The sequence below is a fragment of the Nocardia wallacei genome (genome assembly GCF_029869545.1).
Lineage (GTDB): Bacteria > Actinomycetota > Actinomycetes > Mycobacteriales > Mycobacteriaceae > Nocardia > Nocardia wallacei_A.
Genome location: NZ_JARWQD010000367.1, coordinates 1 through 8324, shown reverse-complemented (window position 1 = coordinate 8324; position 8324 = coordinate 1). Strand labels below are relative to the sequence as shown.

The 8324-nt window shown below is 68.7% G+C and carries 11 protein-coding genes; 6 read left to right on the top strand and 5 right to left on the bottom strand.

What is annotated here, in order from left to right; translation table 11 throughout:
- Positions 1–205 precede the first annotated feature (205 nt).
- Positions 206–826: a CatB-related O-acetyltransferase gene (locus QH290_RS33665; RefSeq protein ID WP_280268252.1), complete on the top strand. Its 621-nt coding sequence runs from the start codon at positions 206–208 to the stop codon at positions 824–826.
- 68 nt (positions 827–894) lie between these two features.
- Positions 895–1056: a hypothetical protein gene (locus tag QH290_RS33660; protein ID WP_280268251.1), complete on the top strand. Its 162-nt coding sequence runs from the start codon at positions 895–897 to the stop codon at positions 1054–1056.
- 178 nt (positions 1057–1234) lie between these two features.
- Here the strand turns inward: QH290_RS33660 and QH290_RS33655 are convergent, their stop codons facing one another.
- Positions 1235–1528 (bottom strand): hypothetical protein, encoded by a 294-nt coding sequence (locus QH290_RS33655; RefSeq protein WP_280268250.1) that lies wholly within the window; start codon positions 1526–1528, stop codon positions 1235–1237.
- Positions 1525–2439: a mycothiol conjugate amidase Mca gene (gene mca / locus QH290_RS33650; protein ID WP_280268249.1), complete on the bottom strand. Its 915-nt coding sequence runs from the start codon at positions 2437–2439 to the stop codon at positions 1525–1527. The genes QH290_RS33655 and mca overlap by 4 nt, the downstream gene beginning before the upstream one ends.
- 216 nt (positions 2440–2655) lie before the next feature.
- Here mca and QH290_RS33645 point away from each other — a divergent pair, with 216 nt between their 5' ends.
- A complete protein-coding gene (locus tag QH290_RS33645) occupies positions 2656–3090 on the top strand; it encodes a DUF4307 domain-containing protein (RefSeq protein WP_280387334.1) in 435 nt (144 codons plus the stop codon).
- A 320-nt stretch (positions 3091–3410) separates the two neighbouring features.
- Positions 3411–3905 (top strand): transcription elongation factor GreA, encoded by a 495-nt coding sequence (gene greA / locus QH290_RS33640; RefSeq protein WP_280268247.1) that lies wholly within the window; start codon positions 3411–3413, stop codon positions 3903–3905.
- Positions 3906–4023: 118 nt separating this feature from the next.
- Here the strand turns inward: greA and QH290_RS33635 are convergent, their stop codons facing one another.
- A complete protein-coding gene (locus QH290_RS33635; RefSeq protein WP_280268246.1) occupies positions 4024–5172 on the bottom strand; it encodes a cystathionine gamma-synthase in 1149 nt (382 codons plus the stop codon).
- Positions 5173–5241: 69 nt separating this feature from the next.
- On the opposite strand from QH290_RS33635, the gene QH290_RS33630 reads away from it, so the two are divergent.
- Positions 5242–6405 carry an acyl-CoA dehydrogenase family protein gene (locus QH290_RS33630; RefSeq protein WP_280387332.1) on the top strand — a complete coding sequence of 388 codons (1164 nt, stop codon included), beginning with the start codon at positions 5242–5244 and terminating at the stop codon, positions 6403–6405.
- Between the two features lie 106 nt (positions 6406–6511).
- On the top strand, positions 6512–6859 hold the full coding sequence (locus QH290_RS33625) for a DUF6401 family natural product biosynthesis protein (protein WP_280387328.1): 348 nt from the start codon (positions 6512–6514) through the stop codon (positions 6857–6859).
- A 69-nt stretch (positions 6860–6928) separates the two neighbouring features.
- On the opposite strand, the gene QH290_RS33620 is transcribed toward QH290_RS33625, so the two are convergent.
- Together QH290_RS33620 and QH290_RS33615 are read right to left on the bottom strand one after the other, a co-directional pair.
- Positions 6929–7840 carry a mechanosensitive ion channel family protein gene (locus QH290_RS33620; protein WP_280268243.1) on the bottom strand — a complete coding sequence of 304 codons (912 nt, stop codon included), beginning with the start codon at positions 7838–7840 and terminating at the stop codon, positions 6929–6931.
- A gap of 136 nt (positions 7841–7976) precedes the next feature.
- Positions 7977–8324 (bottom strand): transglycosylase SLT domain-containing protein (locus QH290_RS33615; protein WP_280387326.1); only part of this gene is annotated, 348 nt, incomplete at its 5' end.

The following is an 8324-nucleotide window of genomic DNA, read 5'->3' as shown; positions in this document are numbered from 1 at the left end:
CCGCCCCTCCCCCCGCCCCCCCCCACCCCATCCCCCGCCCCCCCCCCCCCGCCCCCGCCGGCGCTCCGGGCGGGCCCCGCTATTCTGCCGAGGCAGTTCGGTACGTGCTCGACGTGGTGGCGTGCCCGATCGCTCACTCACCGAAGGAGTTTCCGTGCCCGACGCGCCCGCGCAGGTCCCCGCGGACCCGACCGTGCTCCACCCCATGCCGGGCCAGCCGCGCGTGGTGCAGCTGAAGCCGCTGGTCACCTCGCCCCTGATCGAGGTCGGGGAGTATTCCTACTACGACGACCCGGACGATCCGACCGCGTTCGAGACCCGCAACGTCCTGTACCACTACGGCCCGGAGAAGCTGATCATCGGCAAGTTCTGCGCCCTGGGCACCGGGGTCCGGTTCATCATGAACGGCGCCAACCACCGCATGGACGGCCCCTCCACCTTCCCGTTCCCCACCCTGGGCGGCTCGTGGTCGGATCACTTCGACCTGCTCACCGGCCTGCCGAGCCGCGGGGACACCGTCGTCGGCAACGACGTCTGGTTCGGTAACGGCGCGACGGTGATGCCCGGCGTGCGGATCGGTCACGGCGCGATCATCAGCACCGGCTCCGTGGTCACCGGGGACGTGCCCGACTACGGCATCGTCGGGGGCAATCCGGCGCGTCTCATCCGGACCCGCTACAGCGACTCCGAGATCGCCCGGCTGCTGGCCGTGGCCTGGTGGGACTGGTCGGCCGAACGCATCACCGCGCATGTGCGGACGATCATGTCGGGCAGCATCGCCGACCTCGAAGCGGCCGCCGAGGCGGGTGAGCCCGGGACGGCGTGAGCGGGTTCGGACTCAGCTGTGCCGAAACCGCAATGCAGCGGTGTCCGTCTACGGGGTACTTCGCAAACATGAAGAACTCGACCTCGCTGGAGACCAGGTCCGCGCGCCGCCCGTGGTTCGCCGACCTCGAAGACGCCGAGCGCCGCGGCGCCCACGGCAGCGCCGGTATCGGCTATTTCGACTGCGACTGCGACCTGTGCCGCCGCAGGCATCACGATCCACCGTTCTGAGCACCCACGCGGCCCGCCGTTCGACGGCGATCGGCGGCGCGCTCCCGATGCCGTAGCCGTCGTATGCCTCGGTGGTGACCGGCGGAACTCCGCCTGCGACAGACAATCGCGAGGTCGAGCAGCGGACGACCGCGTCACCCGCCGAAGTCGAGGCACGACGGCGGAATCGGCACCACCCTTACGTGGCGCCCGGGGCGTCTCGCTTCGGAGAGGGCTCCGGCCGCGCCTCCGATGCGGCGGGTTCGGACTGGACGGCGCCGTGCTCGGTGCCGTCGTCGGCCTCCTGATCCGGCTCCGGATGCTCCGGCGAGAATTCGGCGGGCAGGCGCTTGATGTGCTTGTTCATCGACCGCACCAGCAGCACCGTGCCCGCCAGCAGCACGAGGATGATGACCAGGCCCAGCGGGGATGCCTTACCGAATTCGGGTCCCGTCGGGTTGGTGGTGGGCTGCGCGAGCAGGGTGAGAATCATCGCGCGGTGTCCCCGAGCGCGGTGCGCGCGTCCTCGGCCTCCCGGATACCCGCGAACAGGTCCGTCTCCGGGATCTCGGTGCGCACCCGGGTCCGGGCCAGCTCGAATTCCTCGGTCGGCCACAGGCGCTGCTGCATCTCCATCGGAATGGCGAAGAACGCCCCGTTCGGGTCGATCTGGGTGGCGTGCGCGCGCAGGGCGTCGTCACGCTGCGGAAAGTACTTGCCGCATTCGATCTGCGTGGTCACCCGGGCCATGATGTCGCCGCGCTCGGCCGCCATCGACCGGAACCGGTCCAGCCACTCCTGCATCGGGAACGGCTCGCCGATCCGCTCGTACTCGTCGGCGAACACCTCCATCCGCTGGATGCTGAAGCCGTGGTCGTAGTACAGCTTCAGGGGCGTCCACGGCTCACCGGCATCGGGGAACCGCTCCGGATCACCGGCCGCCTCGAACGCGGCCACCGACACCTTGTGGCACATGATGTGGTCCGGGTGCGGATAGCCACCGTTCTCGTCGTAGGTGGTCATCACGTGCGGCTTGAATTCGCGCACCACCCGCACCAGGGCCTCGGTGGCCTCCTCCAGCGGCACCAGCGCGAAGCAGCCCTCCGGCAGCGGCGGCAGCGGATCGCCCTCGGGCAGGCCGGAATCCACGAAGCCCAGCCAGTGCTGCTGCACCCCCAGGGCCTTGGCGGCCTCGGCCATCTCCTCGCGGCGCACCTCGTTGATGCGGTCGAGGATGCCGGGCACGTCCATCGCCGGATTGAGGATCGACCCGCGCTCGCCGCCGGTCAGGGTGACGACCAGGACGTCGTTGCCCTCCGCCGCGTACTTCGCGGTGGTCGCGGCGCCCTTGCTGGACTCGTCGTCGGGGTGGGCATGCACCGCCATGAGGCGAAGGCCACTCACGTCTCGTTCACCTCGTTGCTCACCGTCTTCACCTCATCGCTCTGTACCGGCGGGTGTCGAAGTCTCCATGGCGCGAGCGGGCTCTCCGTGGCCACGGAGGTGGCCGCACGAACACGACCCGCCCAGCACTCGCGCCGATCTCCACCCCATATAGTTCCATTCGACCGTCATTTGTTCCGACCTACCCCCACCGATCGACCACAGGAGCGACCGCCGATGAGCCAGGGAGCGCCGGAACTCGACCGCGTCGCCGACCGCTACGGGACCCGGCCCCGCCGTCATCGCCCCTGGCTGCCCTACGCGCTCGGGGCGGCGGCGGTCCTGATCGGCGTGGCCGTGGCCGTCGCGGCCTACCTGAAGTTCGGGCCCGAGGAGATCGAACCCGAACAGCTCGGCTATTCGGTGGTGAACGACTCCACCCTCGACATCCACTTCAAGGTCACCCGCGAACATCCCGACCGGCCGATCGTCTGCTTCGTGCGCGCCATGGACTCCGATCAGGCCGAGGTGGGCCGCCGCGAGGTCCTGATCCCCGCCTCGACCAGCGGAACCGTCGAACTGACCGCGACCGTCCGCACGACCGGCCGTCCCGCCGCGGGCGATATTTACGGGTGCAGCGACAAAATCCCCGCCTATTTACGGGCCGGTTGACCCCTAGGCGGCATCCTCAGAAATCCCGATCCGGGCGAAACGCCTCGCAATCATCGCTCCGACCTGCGAATTTGTAGATCGTGCTAAAATGGCTCAACACACGGTTCCGAGGCTCGGAGCCGTGTTTGCTGCATTGGCGGCCAGCGCTGTCGGTTCCGGGCACTCGAGGTGCGCGCGGAGCAGGGCCTGTCGGGGTTCTAGTACATCCCCCAGGGATCGCTCTAGCCGTCCACTGCTGCTGTGCGCGTCTCCGGGCGCGTGGAGCAGCGGATATCAGGGAATCCCGGCTCGCCGGGAACAACTACTAGGGAGTGATCGAGATGACTGAGACGAACGTGACCTGGCTCACACCGGAGTCGCATGAAAGGCTCAAGGGCGAACTCGACGCGCTCATTGCCAACCGTCCGGTCATCGCGGCCGAGATCAACGAACGCCGCGAAGAAGGCGACCTGAAGGAGAACGGCGGCTACCATGCGGCGCGCGAGGAGCAGGGCCAGCAGGAGGCACGCATCCGCCAGCTGCAGGAGCTGCTGAACAACGCCAAGGTGGGCGTGGCACCGACCAAGTCCGGGGTCGCGCTGCCGGGATCGGTCGTCAAGGTCTATTACGACGGCGACGAGACCGATACCGAGACGTTCCTGATCGCGACCCGCGAGGAGGGCCTGGGCGGTACCGATCTCGAGACGTACTCGCCGAATTCGCCGCTGGGCGGCGCCCTCATCAACGCCAAGGTCGGCGAGACGCGTGAGTACACGCTGCCCAACGGCAACACCATGAAGGTGACGCTGGTCAGCGCGGAGCCCTACCACAGCTGACGAACGCGCTCGGCCCGCGGCGGTGGAGGCAGCACCGCCGCCCCGGGCCACAGCGACGAACGTGCAACGGCCGCACCGAAACCCGTTCGGTGCGGCCGTCGTGTTCACGGCGAGGCGGTCAGCCCAGCGCCTGTTCGATATCGGCCAGCAGGTCGGCGATGTCCTCTATGCCGACCGAGAGCCGCACCAGATCGGCGGGAACCTCGAGTTCGGAGCCCTCGGTGGAGGCGTGCGTCATCGCGCCCGGGTGCTCGATCAGTGATTCGACCCCGCCCAGCGATTCGGCGAGGGTGAAGATCCGGGTCTTCGCGCAGAAGTCGTGCGCCGCCCGGCGCCCGCCGCGCAGCCGCACCGAGATCATGCCGCCGAACCGCTGCATCTGCTTCTGCGCCACCGCGTGCCCGGGATGCTCGGGGAGACCCGGGTAGATCACCGTCTCCACCGCCGGATGGTCGGCGAGGAATCCGGCGATGGTCTCGGCATTGTCGCAATGCCTATCCATCCGCACCGCAAGGGTTTTCACGCCGCGCAGGGTGAGGAAGGCGTCGGTGGGGCCGGGCACCGCCCCGGCGCCGTTCTGCAGGAAGCCCCAGGCCGCGTCCAGCTCGGCGTCGTCGGTGATCAGCGCACCGCCGACCACATCGGAGTGGCCGCCGAGATATTTGGTGGTCGAGTGCAGCACGATGTCGGCGCCCAGCAGCAGCGGCTGCTGCAGGTACGGCGAGGCAAAGGTGTTGTCCACCACCAGCTTCGCGTTACCGCCGTGCGCGATATCGGCCAGCGCGGCGATATCGCCGATATTCAGCAGCGGGTTGGTGGGCGTCTCCAGCCAGACCAGTTTCGTGTTGGGGCGCAGGGCATCGCGCACCGCGTCGGGGTCCGACACCGGCGCCACCGAGTATTCGATGCCCCACTGCGTGAACACCTTGTCGATGAGCCGGAAGGTGCCGCCGTAGGCGTCGTTCGGGATGACCAGGTGGTCGCCGGGCCGCAGCGCCGCGCGCAGCGCACAGTCGGTGGCCGCCATCCCGGAGGAGAAGGCCCGCCCGTACCGGCCCGACTCCAGCGCGGCCAGGTTGGCCTCCAGCGCGGTGCGGGTCGGATTGCCGGTGCGGGCGTACTCGTAGCCGCCGCGCAGCCCGCCCACCCCGTCCTGGGCGAAGGTCGAACTCGCGTAGATCGGCACGTTCACCGCGCCGGTCTGCGGATCGGGATCGAATCCGGCGTGCACGGCCCGTGTGGAGAACCCCAGCTGATCGTCGGTCATGGGGCAAGCCTAGAAGGGCGGCATTCCTGCCCCCGACGCGGGAACCCCGCGGGCCGATACTGTGATTCCATGGTCACCGTAGACGAGTTGTTCGCGATCGATTCCCTGCTCAGCGACACCGAACGCGAGATCCGCGAGACCGTGCGGCGTTTCGGCGAGCAGCGGCTGCGCCCCCACGTGGCCGACTGGTTCGAGCGCGGCACCTTCCCCGCCCGCGAACTGGCCCCCGAACTGGGCAAGCTCGGCCTGCTGGGCATGCATCTCGAGGGCTACGGCTGCGCGGGCACCACGGCGACCGAGTACGGCCTGGCGTGCCTCGAGCTGGAGGCGGTCGACTCGGGGATCCGCAGCATGGTGTCGGTGCAGGGCTCGCTGGCGATGACCGCGATCCACAAGTACGGCTCGCCGGAGCAGCGAGGGCATTGGCTGCCCGAGATGGCCGCCGGGCGGGTGATCGGCTGCTTCGGGCTGACCGAACCCGATTTCGGCTCCAATCCGGGCGGCATGCGCACCCGCGCCCGGCGCGACGGCGCGGACTGGGTGCTGGACGGGTCGAAGATGTGGATCACCAACGGCTCGGTGGCCGATGTGGCGGTGGTCTGGGCGCGCGCGGAGGACGGCATCCGCGGCTTCCTGGTCCCCACGGACACCCCGGGCTTCACGGCCCGGGAAATGCACCACAAGCTGTCGCTGCGCGCGTCGATCACCGCGGAACTCGATCTGGACGGGGTCCGGCTGCCGGAGGACGCCGTGCTGCCACAGGCGCGCGGGCTGGCCGCCCCGCTGGGATGCCTGTCCGAGGCCCGCTTCGGCATCGTCTTCGGCGCCCTGGGCGCGGCGCGCGACTGCCTGAGCGCCACCATCGACTACGCGCGCACCCGCGAGGTGTTCGACAAACCGCTGGCCGCCTACCAGCTGACCCAGGCCAAACTGGCGGATATGGCCGTGGAACTCGGCAAGGGTGAGCTGCTGGCGGTGCACCTGGGCCGGTTGAAGGACCGCGGCGGGCTGGCGCCGGAACAGGTCAGCGCGGGCAAGCTCAACAGCACCCGGGAGGCGCTGGCCATCGCGCGCGAATGCCGCACCATTCTCGGCGCCAACGGAATCACCCTCGACTATCCGGTGCTGCGCCATGCCAACAATCTCGAGTCGGTGCTCACCTACGAGGGCACCGCGGAGGTGCATCAGCTGGTGCTCGGCGAGGCACTCACCGGAGCCAAAGCCTTTCGCTGACAGCGGTTTTCACCACATATCGAATGCTGAACGATAACCGGGCCCCCGATGCGCCGAGTGCTACATCACAGTGTTTCAAATGCTGCATGATTGCTAGCATGAGCGGGTGTTTTTGCTCGGCTCCGCGTTGCTCGAAGTGTCGGCGCGCAAGACCTTGAAACGCCTGCACTCCACGCACGGAGCCCCGGCGCTCGCCGCGGCGCGCGAGGTGCCCGCGCTGTCGGCGGCATTGGATCAGCATGCCGCGGCCGTCCGCGACATTCTCGACCTCGGTGTGGAGAATTCGGCGACCGTGCCGTCCGGCGTGCTGCTCGCCGGATACGCCCGCGGCCTGCTGGAACACTCCGGCCGCGGTGCCGTGCCGGCGCCGCGCGACCTGCTCGGCTGGGCCGCTGCCGAGTGGCTGCCGCTGCGGCTGGCCGCGGTCTGCGTCCTCGCGGGCGCGAAGACCTGACACCCGAGGAACGCAGCCGGGCGGCCACGGAGTGCTCCGTGACCGCCCGGGATCGTGTTGTCGCCGAACTCAGTGCGGCTGTTGCGGGTTGCCGTATCCCGGCGCCTCGCCGTAACCGGATCCGCCGTAGCTCGAGCCGCCATAGCTCGACCCGCCGTAGCCGCGCTCGGAACCGGCCTCCGGACGATAGCTCGCACCGCTGGTCTGCGGTGTCCACTGATCGCCGGGCTGCGGAGTGCCCGCCCACTGCTGCCGATCGGCATCCTCGCGCCCGCGCTGATACGCCTCGGCATGGCCGCGCAGCTGCGGCATCTCGCCCTCGACGGTGTCCAGCCAGCCCTCCCAGCGCTGCTGCATGGGCCGGATCAGGCCGCCGCCGATGCCGACGACCAGGATGCCGCCGATGGTGGCCAGCACGGTGATCAGGATCGGCGTGGTCACCGAGGTGGCGACACCGATCTGGTTGAGCGCGGCGATGATGCCGACGCCCCAGATGAACACCGCGGCCAGCCGCCCCAGCATGCGGCCGTAGGACAGCCCGCTGAGCATATTGCCGATCAGGTCGGTGACCACGCGGGCGATCGCGCCCGCGACGCACACGATGACGATCGCGACCGCCGCCCGCGGCAGCCACGCCACGATGCCGTTGAGCATCGTGCTGACCGGATTGGGGCCGAAGACGCCGAAGCCGATCTGCAGCGCGATCAGCAGGATCGCGTAGTAGACCAGCTTCGACAGCAGATCGGTGGCGTCATATTTGCTGTTGGCCAGCATGTCCTTGATGCCACCGCGTTCGACCAGGCGGTCGAACCCGACCCGGCGCAACACCCGATCGGCGACCTTGGCGACCACCTTCGCGATGATCCAGCCGACGAGCATGATCGCCAGGAATCCGACGAATTTGGGTACGAACGTCGCGATCGCACTCCACGCGTTCGACATACCCTGCTGAAAATCGATAGCCAGATTGGAGGTGTACACGACCGATCCCTTCGCTATCTCGCCTGTCCGGGCAGTTTGCCAGAACATTACAAGGAGGGACGTACCCCGCTGTGATCATCCGAATCAGCAGTTTGCAAACATTTTGCTGACGTCTCGATAACGAACGGCCTCCGGGTCAGTAGGCCGAGTTGACGTTGTCCATCGAGCCGTAGCGGTGCGCGGCGTAATTGCACGCGGCGACGATGTTGGCGACCGGATCCCAGACGTCGTAGGGGGTGCCCTCCACGTGGTACGCCTGGAAGGTCGGGTCGATCACCTGCAGCAGGCCCTTGGACGGGATGCCCGCCGCGGCGTTGGAGTCGTAGAGGTTGATGGCCTGGGGGTTACCCGTGGACTCGCGCATGATGTTGCGGAAAATGCCGTCGTAGCTGCCCGGAATGCCGCGCGCGGCCATGATGTCGAGCGCCTCGCGGATCCAGCCGTCCAGGTTGTCGGGGTAGCTGGGGGCCGGCGGGGGCGGCGG